16 protein-coding genes are annotated in these 18,759 nt (G+C 69.3%); 9 read left to right on the plus strand and 7 right to left on the minus strand.

The features are described 5' to 3' along the window. Positions 1-19 precede the first annotated feature (19 nt). The 3 genes from cysS to O3I_RS02520 all read left to right on the plus strand — a co-directional run bounded on the left by cysS (position 20) and on the right by O3I_RS02520 (position 2,841). Positions 20-1,450: a cysteine--tRNA ligase gene (cysS, locus tag O3I_RS02510; RefSeq protein ID WP_014981318.1), complete on the plus strand. Its 1,431-nt coding sequence runs from the start codon at positions 20-22 to the stop codon at positions 1,448-1,450. Further along, the gene (rlmB, locus tag O3I_RS02515) at positions 1,450-2,433 is read left to right on the plus strand and encodes a 23S rRNA (guanosine(2251)-2'-O)-methyltransferase RlmB (protein ID WP_014981319.1); all 984 of its coding nucleotides are present in this window, start codon (positions 1,450-1,452) and stop codon (positions 2,431-2,433) included. Before cysS ends, rlmB begins: the two co-directional genes overlap by 1 nt. A 129-nt stretch (positions 2,434-2,562) precedes the next feature. Further along, positions 2,563-2,841, plus strand: coding sequence for a DUF4190 domain-containing protein (locus O3I_RS02520; protein ID WP_014981320.1), 279 nt, complete (start codon positions 2,563-2,565; stop codon positions 2,839-2,841). Between the two features lie 3 nt (positions 2,842-2,844). Here O3I_RS02520 and O3I_RS02525 read toward each other — a convergent pair whose 3' ends face one another. The 7 genes from O3I_RS02525 to kstR form a co-directional block, all read right to left on the minus strand. Next, positions 2,845-3,654: an enoyl-CoA hydratase/isomerase family protein gene (locus tag O3I_RS02525; RefSeq protein ID WP_014981321.1), complete on the minus strand. Its 810-nt coding sequence runs from the start codon at positions 3,652-3,654 to the stop codon at positions 2,845-2,847. Between the two features lie 48 nt (positions 3,655-3,702). Continuing rightward, complete coding sequence (locus tag O3I_RS02530) at positions 3,703-4,881, minus strand: acyl-CoA dehydrogenase family protein (protein WP_014981322.1); 1,179 nt, start codon at positions 4,879-4,881, stop codon at positions 3,703-3,705. Positions 4,882-5,128: 247 nt separating this feature from the next. Further along, the gene (locus tag O3I_RS02535; protein WP_086006258.1) at positions 5,129-5,965 is read right to left on the minus strand and encodes a metal ABC transporter permease; all 837 of its coding nucleotides are present in this window, start codon (positions 5,963-5,965) and stop codon (positions 5,129-5,131) included. A gap of 29 nt (positions 5,966-5,994) precedes the next feature. Continuing rightward, entirely contained in the window at positions 5,995-6,927 is a 933-nt protein-coding gene (locus tag O3I_RS02540) for a metal ABC transporter ATP-binding protein (RefSeq protein ID WP_051066880.1), read from the minus strand. An 11-nt stretch (positions 6,928-6,938) separates the two neighbouring features. Further along, positions 6,939-7,820: a metal ABC transporter solute-binding protein, Zn/Mn family gene (locus O3I_RS02545; RefSeq protein ID WP_014981325.1), complete on the minus strand. Its 882-nt coding sequence runs from the start codon at positions 7,818-7,820 to the stop codon at positions 6,939-6,941. Positions 7,821-7,998: 178 nt separating this feature from the next. After that, positions 7,999-10,569 carry a trehalose-phosphatase gene (otsB, locus tag O3I_RS02550; RefSeq protein ID WP_014981326.1) on the minus strand — a complete coding sequence of 857 codons (2,571 nt, stop codon included), beginning with the start codon at positions 10,567-10,569 and terminating at the stop codon, positions 7,999-8,001. A gap of 417 nt (positions 10,570-10,986) precedes the next feature. Further along, the gene (gene kstR, locus O3I_RS02555) at positions 10,987-11,622 is read right to left on the minus strand and encodes a cholesterol catabolism transcriptional regulator KstR (protein ID WP_014981327.1); all 636 of its coding nucleotides are present in this window, start codon (positions 11,620-11,622) and stop codon (positions 10,987-10,989) included. 145 nt (positions 11,623-11,767) lie between these two features. Here kstR and O3I_RS02560 point away from each other — a divergent pair, with 145 nt between their 5' ends. The 6 genes from O3I_RS02560 to O3I_RS02585 are packed head-to-tail and all read left to right on the plus strand — an operon-like array spanning position 11,768 to position 18,727. Then, entirely contained in the window at positions 11,768-13,921 is a 2,154-nt protein-coding gene (locus O3I_RS02560; protein WP_041562369.1) for an acyl-CoA dehydrogenase, read from the plus strand. Between the two features lie 24 nt (positions 13,922-13,945). Next, the gene (locus O3I_RS02565; protein WP_014981329.1) at positions 13,946-15,010 is read left to right on the plus strand and encodes an acyl-CoA dehydrogenase family protein; all 1,065 of its coding nucleotides are present in this window, start codon (positions 13,946-13,948) and stop codon (positions 15,008-15,010) included. Continuing rightward, entirely contained in the window at positions 14,995-16,164 is a 1,170-nt protein-coding gene (locus tag O3I_RS02570) for an acyl-CoA dehydrogenase family protein (protein WP_014981330.1), read from the plus strand. Before O3I_RS02565 ends, O3I_RS02570 begins: the two co-directional genes overlap by 16 nt. 33 nt (positions 16,165-16,197) lie before the next feature. Further along, positions 16,198-17,136, plus strand: a complete 939-nt coding sequence (locus tag O3I_RS02575) for a bifunctional MaoC family dehydratase N-terminal/OB-fold nucleic acid binding domain-containing protein (RefSeq protein ID WP_014981331.1) — start codon at positions 16,198-16,200, stop codon at positions 17,134-17,136. After that, the gene (locus tag O3I_RS02580; protein ID WP_014981332.1) at positions 17,133-17,549 is read left to right on the plus strand and encodes a MaoC family dehydratase; all 417 of its coding nucleotides are present in this window, start codon (positions 17,133-17,135) and stop codon (positions 17,547-17,549) included. The genes O3I_RS02575 and O3I_RS02580 overlap by 4 nt, the downstream gene beginning before the upstream one ends. Continuing rightward, the gene (locus O3I_RS02585) at positions 17,549-18,727 is read left to right on the plus strand and encodes a lipid-transfer protein (RefSeq protein ID WP_014981333.1); all 1,179 of its coding nucleotides are present in this window, start codon (positions 17,549-17,551) and stop codon (positions 18,725-18,727) included. Before O3I_RS02580 ends, O3I_RS02585 begins: the two co-directional genes overlap by 1 nt. Positions 18,728-18,759: the final 32 nt, after the last annotated feature.

Consider the following 18,759-nt stretch of genomic DNA (forward strand, 5'->3'; position numbering starts at 1 on the left):
CCAGCTAGGATCGAACGCCGTGACATTGCGCCTCTTTGACACCGACACGCGGACCACGCGCGAATTCGCGCCCCTGGTCCCTGGCCGTGCCTCGGTGTACCTGTGTGGCGCCACCGTGCAGGGCGAGCCGCACATCGGCCATGTGCGCAGCGGCGTCGCCTTCGACGTGCTGCGCCGCTGGCTCCTCGCGCACGACTACGACGTGTGGTTCATCCGCAATGTCACCGATATCGAGGACAAGATTCTCAACAAGGCCGCCGAGGCGGGCCGGCCGTGGTGGGAGTGGGCCGCGACCTACGAGCGCGCCTTCGACAACGCCTACGAGACCCTCGGCGTGCTGCCGCCCTCGGTCGAGCCGCGGGCCACCGGCCACATCACGCAGATGGTCGACATGATGCAGCGCCTCATCGAGCGCGGGCACGCCTACGCCTCCGCGGGCAACGTCTACTTCGACGTGCAGAGCTACCCCGAATACGGCAGCCTGTCCGGGCACCGGCTCGACGACGTGCACCAAGGCGAGAGCGCGGGCGAGGGCAAGCGTGACCCACGCGACTTCACCCTGTGGAAGGCCGCGAAGCCCGGTGAACCGACTTGGCCGTCGCCGTGGGGGCCCGGCCGCCCCGGCTGGCACCTGGAATGCTCCGCGATGGCCGAGTTCTATCTCGGCTCTGAGTTCGACATCCATTGCGGCGGAATGGATCTCGTTTTCCCGCATCACGAGAACGAGATCGCCCAATCCAAGGCCGCGGGCGACGGGTTCGCGAACTACTGGCTGCACAACGGCTGGGTGACGCTGGGCGGCGAGAAGATGTCCAAGTCCCTGGGCAACGTGCTCTCGGTGCCGAACGTGCTCAAACAGGTTCGCGCCGTGGAACTCCGGTTCTACCTCGGCAGCGCGCACTACCGGTCGATGCTGGAGTACTCGGACAAGGCGCTGCACGACGCGGCCCAGACCTATCAGCGCATCGAGGCGTTCGTGCATCGCACCACCGATCGCGCGGGCGATATCCCGGTCGGCAAGTGGACCGACGCGTTCGCCGCCGCCATCGATGACGATCTCGCCGTGCCGAAGGCGCTGGCCGAGATCCACCGGGTGGTGCACGAGGGCAACAAGGCGCTGGAGTCCGGCGCCGTGGACAGCGCGCGGGACCTGGCCGGACAGCTGCGCGCGATGCTCGGTATCCTGGGTGTCGACCCGTTGGATCCGCACTGGTTCACCCCGCGCGACTCATCGGCGGCGATCGGCGCGCTGGACGTGCTGGTGCGCGCCGAGCTCGACCGCCGCCAGCAGGCGCGAGCAGCGAAGGATTGGGCGAGTGCCGACGCCGCCCGCGATCGATTGCAGGCAGCCGGAATCGAGGTCACCGACACACCGAACGGTCCCGAGTGGGCCCTTGCCGCTGCGCAGCACTCGCCGCCGGACGCGCAACAACCTGGAAAGGCCGACTGATGGCAGGCAATTCGCAGCGCCGTGGTGCGATCCGCAAGGGCGGCACGAAGAAGGGCGCCGTCGTCGGCTCCGGTGGTAAGCGCAGGCGCGGGCTGGAGGGGCGCGGTGCGACCCCGCCCGCCGAGGCGCGTACCAAGCATCCCGCCGCCAAGCGGGCCGCCGCTGCCGCGAAGGCGGCCGCGGCGGGTCGTGGCGGGCCGCGCGGCGGCGGCCCGGGACGTCCGGCCGGTCGCAAGAACGACGACGGCCCGGAGATGGTGCTCGGCCGCAACCCGGTAGTCGAGTGTCTGCGTGCGGGCGTGCCCGCCGCGGCCCTGTACGTGGCGGTCGGCACCGAGAACGACGAGCGGCTGACCGAGAGCGTGAAGCTGGCCGCCGACGCGGGCATCTCCATCCTGGAGGTGCCGCGCACCGATCTGGATCGGTTGAGCGCCAACGGAATGCATCAGGGCCTGGCCTTGCAGGTGCCGCCGTACCGGTACAGCCATCCCGACGATCTGCTGGACCAGGTGCGCAATTCGGCGGAGCCCGCGCTGCTCGTCGCACTGGACAACATCTCGGACCCGCGCAATCTCGGCGCGGTGATCCGCTCGGTCGCCGCGTTCGGCGGTCAGGGCGTGCTGATTCCGCAGCGGCGCAGCGCGAGCGTCACCGCGGTCGCCTGGCGCACGAGTGCGGGCGCCGCGGCCCGGCTGCCGGTCGCCCGGGCCACGAATCTGACTCGCACGCTGAAGGATTGGGCCGCCCAGGGGATCCAGGTGGTCGGTCTCGACGCGGGCGGCGACACCACCCTCGACGATTTCGACGGCCGCGAACCGACCGTCATCGTGGTCGGCTCGGAGGGTAAGGGCCTGTCCCGGCTGGTACGCGAGAACTGCGACGCCATCCTCGGCATCCCCATGGCGGGTCCGGTCGAGTCGCTGAACGCCTCGGTGGCCGCGGGCGTCGTGCTCGCCGAGATCGCCCGCCAGCGGCGCTCCTGAGCGGTTCTGCGGCGTCGCTGATCGGCGGGGTCGCGGCGGCTTCGGGGCCCGTAACGGCGAAACACCCGGTGGCGCACCGCAACCGGCAATAGCCGCGCACTTGTCCGACGGCCCCGTAGAATTCGGCTCGTGGTGATACCCAATCAGCCGATCGGCAACCCGGTCGAGCATCCGAACGCGACGGCGGTGCTCGCACTCGGGGCGGCCAGCGTGTTCTGCTGTGGCGTGCTCGGCCCGGTGGCGTGGGCGATGGGCAAGCGCGCACTGGATCAGATCGAGCAGTCGCACGGCGCCTACGGCGGCCGCGTTCAGGTGATGGTCGGGTACATCCTCGGGATCATCGGCACCATCCTGATGATCATCTTCGCCATCCTGTTCCTGCTGATCCTGCTGGGCGGCAACGCTTAAGCCTCAGTCCAGGCTCGGCCGTTCCTGGTCCGGTCGCTCGTCCCAGGCCGGCCATTCCGTGCTGATGCTGCCGGTCCATTTCGGCTGGCGGCGTTCTTTGAACGCGGCCATCGCCTCGTCGCCGTCGATGCTCTTGCCGACGTGCTGGTTGAGGTCGGACTCCAGTTGCCCGACCACGGCCGGGCTCATACCGAGCCCTTCCCAGAGCAGCCGCTTGGACATCGCCACCGGCAGCGGCGCGGACCCGTTGGCGATGTCGTGCGCGACGGCCAGCGCCATCGGCAGCACCTCGCCGCCGGGCAGGCAGGCGTTGGTCAGGCCCATCGCCTTGGCTTCGTCACCGTCGAAGGTGCGCCCGGTCAGCATGATGTCCGCGGCGTTCGCCATGCCGATCAACCGCGGCAGGGTCCAGTGCGCGTAGCCGTCGGCGAGCACGCCGCGCCGCACCTGGTTGAGCCCGTAGACGGCATCGCGGGCCATGTAGCGCAGATCGCATTGCAGCGCGAGAGCCAGGCCGAGGCCGACCGCGTGGCCGTTCACCGCGGCGATCACCGGTTTGCGCACCCGCCACGGCGGCGGGTCGATGGTCGCACTCACGTCGCCGACGCGACTCGACAGATCCGCGCCCGCGCAGAAGGCGGGCGGGGTGCCGGTGATCACGACGGCGCGAATGGCGTCTTCGGCGTCGCATCGCTGTAGCGCGGCGCTCAGTTCGTCGGCCATCGCGGGAGTGAAGGCGTTCTGCTGAGCGGGTCTGTTGAGCGTGAGCACGGCGATGCCGCCGGAGACATCGACGAGCAATTCCGAACTCATGCCAGCGATGTTAGCTCTGTTCAATTTGGCGAGCAGGTCGATTCCCGGCTACTGGACCGTGCGCAGCACCTTGCGACCGATGGCGTATTTGTGGACTTCGGTCGGGCCGTCGTAGAGCCGGAAGGCGCGGATGTCCCGGAAGATCATCTCGACCACGGTCTCGTCGCTGATGCCGATCCCGCCCAAGACCTGCACGCACCGGTCGGCGACCTTGAAGAGTTCCTCGGAGACGAACGATTTGGCGATCGAGCTCTCGTGCCGCGCCTTCTCGCCCTGATCCATCAGCCAGCAGGCGTGCCAGATGGTGAGCCGGCACTGGTGCAGCGCGACCTCGTTGTCCGCCAACATGAACGACACACCCTCGTGCTCGCCGATCGGCTTGCCGAACGCGGTCCGGGTGCGCGCGTGCTCGACCGCGATGCTCTGCGCGCGTTCGGCCGCGCCCAGCCAGCGCATGCAGTGCGTGAGCCGGGCCGGGGCCAGCCGCAGCTGGGCGTAGCGCAGGGCCTGCCCGGCCTCGCCGAGCAGCGCCGATTTCGGCAGCGTGAGGTTGTCGAAGCGGACCACGCCGTGCCCGGCGACGTAGTTGCGGTCCATCGTGTTCATGGTGCGTTCGATCACGATGCCCGGCTGATCGCCGTCGGTGAGGAACAGGGTCGGTCCCGCGGGCAGGTGCGGGTTCTCGGCGAGCCGGGCCATGATGATCCACGTTTTGGCGCCGTTGGCCCCGGTGATCAGCCACTTGCGGCCGTCGAGGGTGAAGTTCTCGCCGTCGAACGTCGCGGTGGTGGCCAGCTGTGCCGGGTCCGAGCCCGCGCCGTCCGGCTCGGTCATCGCGAACACCGACCGCTGATGTCCGGCGACCACCGGCGCGAGGTAGCGCTCTACCTGGTCCGGGTTCGCGACCTTGGACAGCAGGAACATATTGCCCTCGTCGGGCGCCGCGCAGTTCATCGCGATCGGGCCGAGGGTCGACCAGCCCGCGGCCTCGTAGAGCACCGCCTGCTCGATGTGGCTGAGCCCGCGGCCGCCGAGCGCTTCCGGCGCCTGCACGGTCAGCAACTTCTCGGCCCGCGCGAGTTCGACCAATTCCTGCCGCAGTTCGTCGGTCGGCCCGTGCGCGGTCAGGCGCGGATCGCGCTCGAACGGAACGATCTTGTCGATGACGAACCGGCGAACCCGATCGCGTTCGGCGGCGAGCTCGGCGGGAATCGAGAAGTCGATCATCGTTGGTCACCAATCGTTCGGGGGTGCGTGCGTTCGAGCATACGAAACCCAGCTAGAGCGACTGAAGGCACCCGCCCTCAATGGGTGGGCGGCCGCCGGCCGGGGCCGTCACCCGAACGTAGGCACCGCGCGGCGCGTACGCGTAGAGATCTCCGGCCATATTTCCACCGCCGCACCCTTTGCGCGCTCCCGCACCCGCTCCGACCTGCCGTAGCGGGTGTGAGAAGACGGAAGGGTGCGGGGAAGGTCAGCGGACGCGGGCCAGCGCGCGGCGGCGGGTGCCGACGACTCGGCAGATCACGTAGATCAGGAACGAGATCGTGGTGACGAAGGTGGAGACCGGGACGCCGGGGGCCAGCGAGAGCAGGATGCCGCCCACCGCCGCGAGTTCGGCGAAGACCACGGCCAGCACCGTCGCCCGGACCGGGTCGGCGGTCAGTTGCGCCGCTGCGGCGGCGGGCGTGATCAGGAGTGCGAGTACCAGTAGCGCGCCGACGATCTGGACGCCGAACGCCGCGGTGATGCCCAGCAGTACCGCGAACACGATGGACAACGCGCGGACCGGCACGCCGCGCGCCACCGCGACCTCCGGGTCCGAACTGGCGAAAAGCAAAGGGCGGTAGACGATCGCGAGCACCGCGAGCACGCCGACGGTGCAGGCGGCCAGCAGGCCGAGGCCGCCGTTGCCCACGCTGACGACCTGCCCGGTGAGCAGCGAGAACTTCGATCCGGCACGGTCGGGGCCGAGCCAGAGGAACAGCACGGACAGGCCGAGCCCGAACGACAGCACCACCGCGATCACCGAATCGCGTTCGCGCGCACGGGTTCCGAGCAAGCCGAAGAGCACCGCCGCGACCACCGAGCCGGCGATCGCGCCGACTCCGACGCCGATCCCGGCGAGCAGCGCCGCCGCGGCGCCGGTCAGCGACAGCTCGCTGGTGCCGTGCACCGCGAACGACATCTGCCTGCTGATGATCAGCGGACCGATCACGCCGGAGAGCAGACCCAGCAGCGCGGCGGCGAGCACCGCCTGCTGCACGAAGTCGTAGGAGAGCAGGTTCGCGGTGGTGCCGAAGTCGAACATCTTCGACAAGACGCCGGACAGCTTGTCGATCACGAGCGGACCCCGGTTGCGTCAGAGTCGGAAACCGCTGTGCCCGAGCCGATATCGGCACCGGCCTCGCCGTGGCAGTGCGCGCCTGCGCTGCCGAGCGCATCCATCGTGTCCCCGGTGCCGACGACCACCAGCCGCCCCCGCACGCGCAGCACATCCACCTCCGTTTGGTACAGCTCCGACAGCACCGCGGAGGTCATCACCTCGTCCGGCGTACCGACCCGGAACTTGCCGTCCACCAGGTACAGCACCCGATCGACCAGCGGCAGAATGGGATTGATCTCGTGGGTAACGAAAAGCACCGCGGTGTCGTGGCTGCGGCGGCGTTTGTCGATCAGCTCCGCGACCAGTCGCTGGTTCGCCAGATCCAGGCTGAGCAGCGGCTCGTCACACAACAGCACCTTCGGGTCGCCGACCAGTGCCTGCGCCACCCGTAGCCGCTGCTGTTCACCACCGGACATCGTCTCCAGCGGCGCGTGCGCGAACCGCTGCGCGCCGACGTCGGCGATCGCGGCGGCCACCTTGCGCTTGCGTTCGGCGCGCGACCGGAGCCCGAGGCCCCAGCGGTGCCCGTCCACGCCGAGCCCGACCAGGTCGACCCCGCGCAGCTGCACCCCGGCGTCGATCGTCTTCTGTTGCGGCACATAGCCGATATCGGGATTGCCGGTGCGCGCGGGCGCGCCCGCGATCGCGGCGGTGCCCGCGCTGAGTCCCTGCTGGCCGAGCAGGACCTTCAGCAGCGAGGTCTTGCCCGATCCGTTGGGGCCCAGGACGGCGACGAATTCACCGGCAGCCACCGCCAGATCCAGGTCCTGCCAGAGTGTCCGGTCGCCGTACGACAGGCGGGCGCCGTCGAGCCGCACCGCCGAGACGTCGTTCGCGGTCGCCCGCGCCGGTTCGGTGTGTTCGGTCAGCGCGGCTCCCTGAGGCATGGCGGTGGTGGTCAACGCAACGCCGCGGCAAGCGCTTCGGCGTTCTTGGTCTGCCACTGAATGTAATCCACTCCGTCCGGCAGGGTTTCGGTCACCTCGACGACGGGAACGCCCGCGGACTGGGCGATCGAGCGCAGCTCCTTGGTGATCTTGTCCTGGGTCTGCACGTTGTAGATCAGCGCGCGAACCTGCTTGCCGGTCAACAGTTCCCGGGTAGCGGCCACCGCGGCGGGCGCGGGGTCGGTCTCCTGCTCGATCGCCTCCTGGAACTCGTGCGGCGTCCGGTCCTCGGCTCCTGCGGTCAGCAACAGGTAGTGCGCGAGCGGTTCGGTCTGCAGCACAGGCGTTTTCGGGTGTTCGGCGGCGACCTTGGCGGCGATCGCGACGATCGCGCCGAGCTTGTCCTTGAAGGCGGTGGCCCGCTCGGTGTACCCCGGCGCGTGGTCCGGATCCAGCGCGCCCAGTTCGGTCGCGATCTTGTCGGCCACCAGCCCGACCGTCTTCAGGTCGTAGAAGACGTGCTCGTTCTCGTCGCTCTGGTCGGCGCGCAGGGCGAAGGCGTCCACCGTGCGCTTGCTCTTGCCCGCGACGGCCTTCTCCGCGAATTCGTCGTAGCCGCCGCCGTTGTAGACGATCAGGTCGGCGTCGCTGAGTTTCGCCGATTCCACGGCGGAGGTCTCGTGCGAGTGCGGGTCCGCGGTCGGGTCGCTGATCAGCGATTCGACCTTAGCGTCCGGTCCGGCGATCGCGGTGGCGATATTGCCCCAGGCATTGGTGGAGGCGATGACCGACGGTGTGCCGGAATCCTCGGTGCCGCCGCAGGCGGTGAGCGTGACCGCGGTGGCCACTCCGACGGCGATACCTGCGAGTCTGCGGGCGAGTCGGGTCTTCACGCGGCACTCCTGGAACGCATAACAGCTGGTGACGCACTCGAGCGGGTGATACAGCGCAGCTTAATGGAAATGGTTTCTGTTTCACTTTAGCAACTGCGCGCCGCCGACACGAGCCGGGCCCGCCGACTGCCGTGCGCTGACGGCGGCCGACGGGCCCGGAAAAGCCACGAAGGACCGGTTAAACGAGGGCCTCCACCGGCTGCCCGAGCAACTGCGCACACCGCAGCAGACCGAGGTGGCTGTAGGCCTGCGGGTGATTACCGAGCGAACGCTCGGCAACCGGATCGTATTCCTCGCTGAGCAGTCCCGTCGGTCCGGCCACGTCGACCAGCTGGGCGAACAGCGCCTCGGCGTCCGAACGCTTGCCGATCAGCAGGTACGCCTCGACCAGCCAGGCCGCGCAGAGGTGGAAGCCGCCCTCGCCGCCGGGCAGGCCGTCGTCGTGGTGGTACCGGTACACCGTTGAGCCGCTGCGCAATTCGGCTTCGGTCGCGACCACGGTCGCGGCGAAGCGCGGATCGGACGGATCGATCAGTCCGCTCAACCCGATGTGCAGGGTGGCCGCGTCCAGGTCGGTGCCGTCGTAGGCGGCGGTGAACGACTGCACCTCGTCGTTCCAGCCCTTGGTCTTCACCTCGTCGGCGATGGTCTCGCGCAGCACCGCCCAGGCCGGATCGACCTCGCGGCCGAACTTCTGGGCCAGCGTCAGCGCGCGATCGATGGTCATCCAGCCCATCACCTTCGAGTACACGTGATGGCGCGGGTTGCCGCGGATCTCCCAGATGCCGTGGTCGGGTTCCTGCCAGCGCCGCTGCACCGCGGAAACCATGGCGCGCACCAGTTCCCAGTCCGCGTCGGGCAGCGCGCGGGCCGGGTCGGTGATGCCCTTGAGTTCACGTGCGTGTGCCAGGCTCGCGATGAGATCGACGATCGGGCCGAACACGTCCAACTGCACCTGCATGTTGGCCGCGTTGCCGACGCGCACCGGGCGCGAGCCCGCGTACCCCGGCAGCTGATCGATCACGGCTTCCGGCGGCAGTGTCTCGCCGTACAGGGTGTACAGCGGGTGCAGCCGTTCCGGACCGGGCAGCGTCTCCAGCACGCGGTGCACCCAGTCGAGGAACTCCTCGGCCTCGCCGAGCGAGCCGAGCGAGACCAGCGCCTGCGCGGTGAGCGAGGCATCGCGCAGCCAGCAGTAGCGGTAGTCCCAGTTGCGCACGCCGCCGATGTCTTCCGGCAGCGAGGTGGTCGCCGCGGCCAGGATGGAACCCGACGGCGCGTGCACGAGCCCGCGCAGCGTCAGTGCCGAACGTTTCATCAGATCCGGCTTCAGCGAGGGCAGGTCCAGCGTGCCCGCCCACTGCGACCAGTAGCCCTCCGCGGCGCGCCTGCGTTCCAGCTCCGCGGTCTGCGCGGGGCCGAGATCGGAGGTGCCACAGCGCATCTCGAGCACGATCGGGCCCTGCGACGGATCGACCACGGCGCGCGCGGAGTCGTGCGTGCCGTCGCTGACGATCTGCCACTCCAGGCCGGGGGAGCGCAGCACCATCGGATCGTTGGTGCCGAGCACCCGCAGCCCGTTCGCGTCCGCCTCGATGGTCACCGGCACCTGGCCGAATTCCGGCCGCGGCGCGAAGGTCACCACCGCGCGCGCGTCGCCGGTGATCACCCGGGTGAGGTCGGTCCGGGTCGGCGCCACGTCATGCGGCAGATAGTCGACCACTTGCAAACTCGCCCAGCGGGTTTCGACGGTCATGGTGCTGTCGATATAGCGCTGCGAGAGCGGCAGGCCCGCGCGTTCCGGCTCGATGGTGAAGTGACCGGCCTGCGGACCGCCGAGCAGATGCGCGAACACCGCGGCCGAATCCGGTTCGGGGTGACAGAACCAGGTGACCGTGGCGTCGGGGGTCAGCAGCGCCACCGAGCGGGGGCTGGCCAGCATGGTCAGCCGCTCGATCCGGGGCGCGCTCGCGCCGGCCAGCCAGGTGCGCCGCTCCTCGAGTAGGAAGGCCAGTGCGCACGACACGTCCTCGGTGCTCTCGACGCGGTACTTGGCCAGGCTCTCGCCCTCGCCGACCTTGATGCCGAGATCGGGGCCGGACAGTACGCGGAAGGCCTTCTCGTCGGTGACGTCGTCGCCGAGGAACACCGCGGCGGACGCGCCGTGCTGGTGGCGGATGGTGTCGAGGGCGGTGCCCTTGTCGGTCTGCACCACGGCCAGCTCGATGACGGCCTTGCCCTCGGTCACCTGCACACCGAACCAGCAGGCAGGGCCCTGTCTGACCTGGGTCAGCGCCCGGTGCCCGATCTCCGGGCTCGCGTTGCGCACGTGCAATGCGACGCTGGCCGGTTTGATCTCGACCGTCACGCCCGGGTTCTCGGCGGCGACCTGGGTCAGCGCCGTCTGCACCTCTTGCAGTAAGTGTTTGGCGTCGTTGTCGATCGCGTGCACGAAGCCCACGTCGAATTCCGAGCCGTGGCTACCGATCAGCTGCACTTCGACCGGCAGGCGCGAGAGCGCCGCGAGGTCGCGCAGTGCACGGCCGGAGATGACCGCCGCGGTCGTACCGGTGAGCCCGGCGAGCGCGCGTAACGCGCTCACCGATTCCCGGTGCGGAAACGCCTTGGCCGGGTCGGACACGATGGGCGCAAGCGTCCCGTCGTAGTCCGAGGCGACCAAGAGTCGTGGCACGCGCGCGACCGTCGACAGTGCACGACGAAGTTCCAGTGGCAAATCCTGTGCGCTCACGCATCCAACCTAGTGATCGGAGGAGTTTTTTCAGGGGCGGGCAGAACAATACTGGGTTGAATTCGCCGCACCGACGCCCGCCGCTATGCGTGCGTTGTGTCTGATTTTCCGCGCGTCGGGCCGATCTCGCTCGCCGCCGCCGGGATTCGGGTCCGAACGGCGGCGATCGATGACCGCGACGCATGCGCTGCGATCACGCGGACGCGCCGTGGCTCGGGCACGGCTCCCGCAAAACTCGCGCTAACCCGCAGACCGCGACGGCGAACGGGCACCGTTGCGGAGTTCCGGCGGTGCGTCGTTTTCGGGTGTGATTTTCCACACGAGCAGGCCGACGGTCCGGATTTTTGCCGGATATGCGTCGGCTGTCCGGTGCTGGGCGATGTCGCGCAGCGCGCCGAAATTTCCCAGTGCGGGGAACTAGGAGTTCTCGCCGAGCAGCAGATCGACGGTGAGCTCGAGGCGCTCGGTCACGTCGGTCGCCGAGGCGCGCCGGGTCAGCCAGGCCACCAGGTTCGACAACCAGACGTCGCTGATCACCCGGGCGATGGCGAGCTGGCGGTCGGTGGGTTCGCCGTCGTTCATGGCGCGGGCGAACAGCCGGTCCATCACCTTGCCGACCCGATCGACCTCGGCGGCCGCGGACGCGTCGGCGAACATGAACGCGCGGGTCATCGCCTCGGTGAGCAGCGGGTCGCGCTGCATCATCCGGGTGATCTGGGTGAGCAGCAGGTGCATGCGCTCCTGCGGTGACTGCCCGGCAAGCGGCTTGCGCTTGCTCTCGATCTGCTCGAACTCGCGCGAGAGCGCGGACACCAGCAGGTGCACTTTCGAGGGGAAGTACCGGTAGAGCGTCCCGACTGCGACATCGGCGCGTTCGGCCACCGCGCGCATCTGCACCGCGTCGTATCCGCCCTTGGAGGCCAGTGCCAGGGTCGCGTCCAGAATCCGCTTGCGGCGTTCCCGCTGCGCGGCCGAACTCAGCTCGTCCTCACTCAGCGTGGCGACCGGCGCCGGACTCGAGTCGGTCGGCTGCGATCGGGAGGGGCTGGCCATGGATAGGAGTCCTTTCCGGAAACGTCATTTCGGTACTGGCCTGGGCGGCGGTTCGGGCTCCGCGGTCGTCTCTTGACTTCCGCACAGCTAGGATATTAGAACATGTTCTAGGTGTGGGAGTCACGCCGGGAAGGCGGTACGGAGTGTGACCATCGCCACCACTGACGAGCATAAAGCCGTCCAGGAGTCGATGCGCGGATGGGCCGGATCGGCCCGTCCGATTGCAACAATGCGGACCGATCCGAGCGCCTTCTGGCGCGCGTATTGGCCCGGTCTCGCCGAGCTCGGCATCTTCCGGGTCGCCGTCGCCGAGGACGCGGGCGGTGCCGGCGGTTCGGTGGCCGACCTGGCCGTGCTGCTCGAGCAGGCCGCGCACGATCTGGTCGGCGGGCCGGTGCTGAGTACGGCGCTGGCCAATCTGATCACCGCGGGGCGGCTCGACGAGCGGCAACCGTGCGGTGTCGCGCTGGACGTCCTTGTCGGCGCGGAGGTCACTGTACCCGCCGCCGCGGACGCGTTGTCGCTCACCGGTTCCTGGGACGCGGTACTCGGCGCGGCACCGGAAACCGCCGTGTTGCTTCCGGTTTCGACCCCGAGCGGGCGGCGCTGGGTGCTGGTGCCGCCGGACGCCGACGGCCTGCGCGTGGAACCGCTCGCGCCGCTCGACCTGAGCACGCCGCTGGCGCGGGTGCACTGCGCCGACGTGCGGGTGCCCGCCGAACAAATATTCACCCCGGCCCACGCGGTCGAGGATCTGCTGGTGGTGCTGGCCGCTGCCGAACTGGCCGGGCTGGCCGGCTGGTGCCTGACCACCGCGGTCGAATACGCCAAGGTGCGGGCGCAATTCGGTCGCAAGATCGGCTCGTTCCAGGCGGTCAAGCACATCTGCGCGTGGATGCTCTGCCGGACCGAACTGATCCGCGCGGTGGCCGCCGACGCCGCCGCCGCGGTGGACGAGGGCGGCGCGGAGCTGCCGATCGCGGCCGCGATCGCCGCCGCGATCGCCTTGGACGCGGCCGTCGAGACCGCCAAGGACTGCATCCAGGTGCTCGGCGGCATCGGCTTCACCTGGGAGCACGACGCGCATCTCTACCTGCGTCGCGCGGTGGCCCTGCGGCAACTGCTCGGTGGCTCGGCGCACTGGCGCGCCCGGGTGACCGAGTTGACCCGCGCCGGGCACCGGCGCACCACCGGGGCCGACCGGGTCTTCGCGGCCGAGGGCGTGGCCACCGTGGACGACGATCGGGCCGGCGAACTGGCCGCCGAGGTGGCCCAGATCGCGGCGCTGCCCGCCGACCGGCAACGCGACGCGATGGTCGAGGCCGGTCTGGTCATGCCGCACTGGCCGAAACCCTTCGGGCGTGGCGCCGATCCGATGACCGGCCTGCTGATCTCGGAGGAACTGCGCCGGGCCGGGCTCGCCGCGCCGGATCTGGCGATCGGCGGCTGGGCGGTGCCGACGCTGCTCCAGCACGGCAGCCCGGAACAGGTCGAACGGTTCGCCTGGCCGACCTTGCGCGGCGAGGTGGTCTGGTGCCAGCTGTTCAGCGAGCCCGAGGCCGGATCCGATCTGGCCGCGTTGCGCACCACCGCGAAGCAGGTGGACGGCGGCTGGGTGCTGCGTGGCCAGAAGGTCTGGACTTCGTTGGGCGACAAGGCCAATTGGGGTATCTGCCTGGCCCGCACCGATCCCGAGGCCCCGAAACACCGCGGCATCAGCTACTTCCTGGTCGATATGCACAGCGCGGGGGTCGAGGTGCGCCCGCTGGTGCAGATCACCGGCGAGGCCCGGTTCACCGAGGTGTTCCTCGACGATGTCTTCGTGCCGGACGACGCACTGGTCGGCGCGCTGCACAACGGATGGAAGATCGCCCGCTCGACCCTGTCGACCGAGCGGGTCGCCATGGGCGGCAACGGAATCGGTCCCGCGCTCGAGGAACTGATCGCGAAACTTCCGGCCACCGGCCCCGGTGCGGAGCTGACCAACGACCGGCTCGGCGGGTTCGTCGCCGAGGCGATCGCCGGGCTCCTGCTGGAGCAGCGGGCGGCGGTCGCGATGCTCGCGGGCGGCGATCCCGGCGCACAGAGCAGCGTGCGCAAACTCGTCGGCGTCCGGCATCGGCAGGCGGTCGCGGAATTCGCTGCCGAGACGGCAGGTCCCACCGGTGCGCACGACGCCGAGGTGGTAAAAGAATTCCTGCTCACACGCTGTTTATCGATCGCAGGGGGTACCGAACAGATCTTGCTGACCGTGGCCGGTGAGCGGATCCTCGGGCTACCTCGCGACGCCGGCAGCTAGTCGACGAGTCAACTGGAGTAAAGCGTGGACTTCACCAGGGACGAAGGTCAGGACGCGGTGGCCGAGGTCGTCGTGAGTTTATTGGAGCGCGAACCGGCCCGGGATATCGCGTTGTGGCCGAGTCTGGTCGAGAGCGGGCTGCTCTCGGTGGCGCTGCCGGAGCGGTTCGGCGGCGACGGCATGGGCCTGCCCGAGGTGTCGGTGCTGCTCACCGAGCTGGCGACCGACGCGGTCGCGGTGCCCGCCCTGCCGACGCTGGGTTTCGGCGTGCTGCCGCTGCTGTCGCTGCTGCCCGACGCGCTCGCCGAGCGGGTGTTCCCCGAGGTGGCGCAGGGTGCGGTGCTCACCGCGGCGCTCAGTGAGCCCGCCGCGCCGTTCGCGGTCAAGCCGGAGACGGCGGCGGTGGTCGAGGGCGGTTCGGTGCGGATCACCGGTCACAAGATCGCCGTGCCCTACGCGGAGCAGGCGCGCTGGCTCCTGATTCCGACCAATTCCGGTATCGCACTTGTCGATTCGGCGGCAAAGGGGGTGATCCGGGTGCCGTCGCCGGTCTCGGGCGGGATTCCGGAGTGCACCGTGCGGCTCGATCGCGTGGAGATCCCGGCGGAGCAGCTGTTGCCGGGCGGCCTCGCGCAGCTGCACCGGCTGGCCGTCGCCTCGATCGGCGCCGTCGCGGACGGGCTGCTGAAGGGCGCGCTCGTGCTCACCGCCGAACATCTGCGCACCCGGCGGCAATTCGGCAGGCCGCTGGCCGAATTCCAGGCCGTCGCCCAGCAGATCGCCGACCTATACGTCGTGTCGCGCACCCTGCATGTGGCCGCCGTATCGGCGAATTGGGCTCTGGCGCAGGATGATTCCAGCCCCGAGCATCAGGAACGGATCGACGACGATCTCGACGTGCTCGCCTACAGCGTGGCCGCGGATCTGCCCGCCGCCATGCAGAAGTGTCATCACCTGCACGGCGGGCTCGGCGTGGACATCACCCACCCGATGCACCGCTACTACTCACAAGCCAAGGACATCGCTCGCTGGCTCGGCGGCGCATCGTTCCGACTAGATCGATTGGGGGCCAGATGTTCATCGACCTGACCACCGAGCAACGCCGGCTGCGCGACGAATTGCGTTCGTACTTCGCCGATCTCGTCACCCCTGAAGAAGAGGCGGCGATGTCGGTGAACCGGCACGGCGACGCCTATCGCGCCGTGGTCCGCCGGATGGGCCGCGACGGCTGGCTAGGCGTCGGCTGGCCCAAACAGTACGGCGGGCAGGGTTTCGGCCCGCTCGAACAGCAGATCTTCTACAACGAGGCGGTGCGCGCGGACGTGCCGCTGCCGCTGGTCACGCTGCTGACCGTGGGCCCGACCCTGCAGCAGTTCGGCACCGAGGCGCAGAAGAGCCAGTTCCTGCCCGGAATCCTTTCCGGCGACATTCATTTCGCGATCGGTTACTCCGAGCCCGAGGCGGGCACGGACCTGGCCTCGCTGCGCACCGCTGCGGTGCGCGACGATTCGGGCGACTGGATTGTCAACGGGCAGAAGATCTTCACCACCGGCGCGCACGAGGCCGACTACATCTGGCTGGCCTGCCGCACCGGCTCGGTCGAGTCGCGGCACCGCGGCATCACCATCCTGATCGCGGACACCACCGACCCCGGCTATTCGTGGACGCCCATCATCACCTGCGACGGCGCGCACCACACCAACGCCACCTACTTCGACGACGTCCGGGTGCCGGCCGACATGCTGGTGGGCGAGGAGAACAAGGGCTGGCGGTTGATCACCACGCAGCTCAATCACGAGCGGGTCGGCCTCGGTCCGTCCGGCAAGATCGAGCAACTCTACGACCGGGTGCGGGCCTGGGCGCAGCCGCGCGGGGTGCTCGGCGAGACCGAGGTGCGCCGTTCGCTGGGCCGCATCCATGCCATGGTCCGGTTGAACGAGCTGTTGAACTGGCAGGTGGCCGCGACCTCGGCCAGTGCGGATCCCGACCCCAACGGTGTGATCGCGGACGCCTCGGCGACCAAGGTCTTCTCCACCGAGTCGTTGCAGGAGGCCGGTCGGCTCGCCGAGGAGATCGTCGGGCGCTACGGCGATCCGGCCGACGCGGGCACCGCGGAACTGCTCACCTGGCTGGACCGGCGGACCAAGCAGAACCTGGTGGTGACCTTCGGCGGCGGCGTCAACGAGGTGATGCGCGAATTGGTCGCCACCGCCGGGCTGAACCTGCCGCGAGTACCCAGATAGCCATAGCCACAGCTAGTCGAGAAGGAGCCGCGCGTGCCGGAAACCACCAGTCCGGAAGCGATAGTCGCCGCAGCCGAACGGATCAAGGCCGAGGGGGATTGCGCGCGCCGCCTCGCGCGCGACCCGGTGAACCAGCCGATGATCAACAATTGGGTCGAGGCGCTCGGCGACACCAACCCGATCTACGTGGACGAGGCCGCCGCCAAGGCGGCGGGCCATCCCGGCATCGTCGCCCCGCCGGCCATGGCTCAGGTGTGGACGATGTTCGGGCTCAACGGATTCCGGCCCGCCGACGATCCGATGGGCAAGGCGGTCGAGCTGCTCGACGCGGCCGGTTTCACCTCCGTCGTCGCCACCGACTGCCAGCAGACCTACCACCGGTACCTCAACGTCGGCGAGCAGGTGACCGCGACCAGCCGGCTCTCCGATATCCGCGGTCCCAAGCGCACCGCGCTGGGCGAGGGCTGGTTCGTCACCTTCCTGACCAGCTGGCACGTCGGTGACGAGCTGGTCGCCGAAATGCTGTTCCGGCTGCTGAAATTCGCGCCGGGCACCGGTACCGCGGCGCAGGCCCCGGCCGGCGACCGGGTCAAACCGCTGGTCTCCTGGGACACCGAATTCTTCTGGGAGGGCACGAAAGCGGGCGAGCTGCGGATTCAGCAGCTGCCCGACGGTTCGCTGCGGCATCCGCCGATCCCGGCCCTGTGGAAGGACAAGTCGGAGCAGACCGACTACGTGGTCGCCTCGGGCGAGGGCACCGTTTTCAGTTATGTCGTGCACCACGCGCCGAAAGTGCCGGGGCGGCAACTGCCGTTCGTGGTCGCGCTGGTCGAATTGGCGGAAGGAGTGCGGATGCTCGGCGAACTGCGCGGTATCGAGCCCGATGCGGTCGAGGTCGGATTGCCCGTCCGGGTCGAGTTCGAGCGGCTCGACGAGGACACCACCCTGCCGGTCTGGCAGGTGATCGCGTGACGACGACCGCCGAACCGACCTCGGTCGAGGTCGGCACCGCGCTGCCCGAGCTGGTGATCGAGGCCGATCCCACCTTCGTGATCAGTACCGCGTTGGCTACCAGGGACTTTCAAGATGTCCACCACGACAGGGACAAGGCTGTCGCGCGCGGTTCCAAGGACATCTTCGTCAACATCCTCACCGATACCGGCATCGTGCAGCGTTTCGTCACCGACTGGGCCGGACCGCGCGCCGTGCTGAAGTCGATCTCGCTGCGCCTCGGGGTGCCGCTGTACGCCGGGGACACGCTGACCCTGTCCGGCACGGTCACCGCACTCGACGGCGACGACATCCATATCGACGTGGTGGGCCGGGACAGCCTCGGCGACCACGTGACGGCGAAAGTCGTCATCGCCTACCGGAGGACGGCCTGATGACCACCCAGAGCATCGCCGGGCGCGCGGCCATCGTCGGCATCGGCGCCACCGATTTCTCCAAGGACTCCGGGCGCAGCGAACTGCGCCTGGCCGCCGAGGCGGTCAATGCCGCGCTGGCCGACGCCGGTCTCACGCCCGGTGACGTCGACGGCCTGACCACCTTCACCATGGACACCAACACCCAGGCCGCGGTCGCCAGGGCGGTGGGCATCCCGCAGCTGAAGTTCTTCAGCCACATCGGTTACGGCGGCGGCGCGGCCTGCGCCACGATCCAGCAGGCGGCCATGGCGGTGGCCACCGGCATCGCCGATGTGGTGGTGGCCTATCGCGCCTTCAACGAGCGGTCGGTGTCCCGGTTCGGTCAGTTCTCCACCGCGCTCGCGACCGCCCCGACCTCCTCGGGCATCGACGCGGGCTGGTCCTATCCGCAGGGCTTGGGCACGCCCGCCGCGCAGGTGGCCATGGTGGCCCGGCGCTACATGCACGTATACGGCGCCACCAGTGCGGATTTCGGACGGGTCGCGGTGGCCGATCGTAAGCACGCCGCGGTGAATCCGGCCGCCTTCTTCTACGGCAAGCCGATTTCCCTGGCGGACCACCAGAATTCGCGCTGGATCGCCGAACCGCTGCACCTGCTCGACTGCTGCCAGGAGTCCGACGGCGGGGTGGCGATCGTGGTGACCAGCGTCGAACGGGCCCGCGACCTACCGCAGCGACCCGCGGTGATCGCCGCCGCCGCACAGGGTTCCGGCGCCGACCAGTACGTCATGACGAGCTACTACCGCGACGCCATGGACGGCCTGCCGGAGATGGGTCTGGTCGGCGACCAGCTCTGGGCACAGAGTGGTTTGCGGCCCGACGACATGCAGGCCGCGATCCTCTACGACCACTTCACCCCGTTCGTGCTCATGCAGTTGGAGGAGCTCGGGTTCTGCGGGCGCGGTGAGGCCAAGGATTTCATCGCCGACGGCGCCATCGAGGTCGGCGGCAGGCTGCCGCTGAACACCCACGGCGGCCAGCTCGGCGAGGCCTACATCCACGGCATGAACGGTATCGCCGAGGCGGTCCGCCAGATTCGCGGCACGTCGGTGAACCCGGTGGACGACCTGACGAACATCCTGGTCACGGCTGGTACCGGCGTGCCGACGTCGGGATTGGTGCTCAGCGCCAACTGATCCCGCTTCCGTTGGCCCCGAAAACGCGCGGG

This window comes from Nocardia brasiliensis ATCC 700358 (genome assembly GCF_000250675.2).
GTDB classification, from domain to species: Bacteria; Actinomycetota; Actinomycetes; order Mycobacteriales; family Mycobacteriaceae; genus Nocardia; species Nocardia brasiliensis_B.

Bases quoted from the DNA above. Each gene is read 5' to 3' on its own strand.
- rlmB (WP_014981319.1), top strand. From the start codon at position 1,450: ATGGCAGGCAATTCGCAGCGCCGTGGTGCGATCCGCAAGGGCGGCACG.
- O3I_RS02525 (WP_014981321.1), bottom strand. From the start codon at position 3,654: ATGAGTTCGGAATTGCTCGTCGATGTCTCCGGCGGCATCGCCGTGCTC.
- O3I_RS02530 (WP_014981322.1), bottom strand. From the start codon at position 4,881: ATGATCGACTTCTCGATTCCCGCCGAGCTCGCCGCCGAACGCGATCGG.
- O3I_RS02535 (WP_086006258.1), bottom strand. From the start codon at position 5,965: ATGTTCGACTTCGGCACCACCGCGAACCTGCTCTCCTACGACTTCGTG.
- O3I_RS02540 (WP_051066880.1), bottom strand. From the start codon at position 6,927: ATGCCTCAGGGAGCCGCGCTGACCGAACACACCGAACCGGCGCGGGCG.
- kstR (WP_014981327.1), bottom strand. From the start codon at position 11,622: ATGGCCAGCCCCTCCCGATCGCAGCCGACCGACTCGAGTCCGGCGCCG.
- O3I_RS02570 (WP_014981330.1), top strand. From the start codon at position 14,995: ATGTTCATCGACCTGACCACCGAGCAACGCCGGCTGCGCGACGAATTG.
- O3I_RS02585 (WP_014981333.1), top strand. From the start codon at position 17,549: ATGACCACCCAGAGCATCGCCGGGCGCGCGGCCATCGTCGGCATCGGC.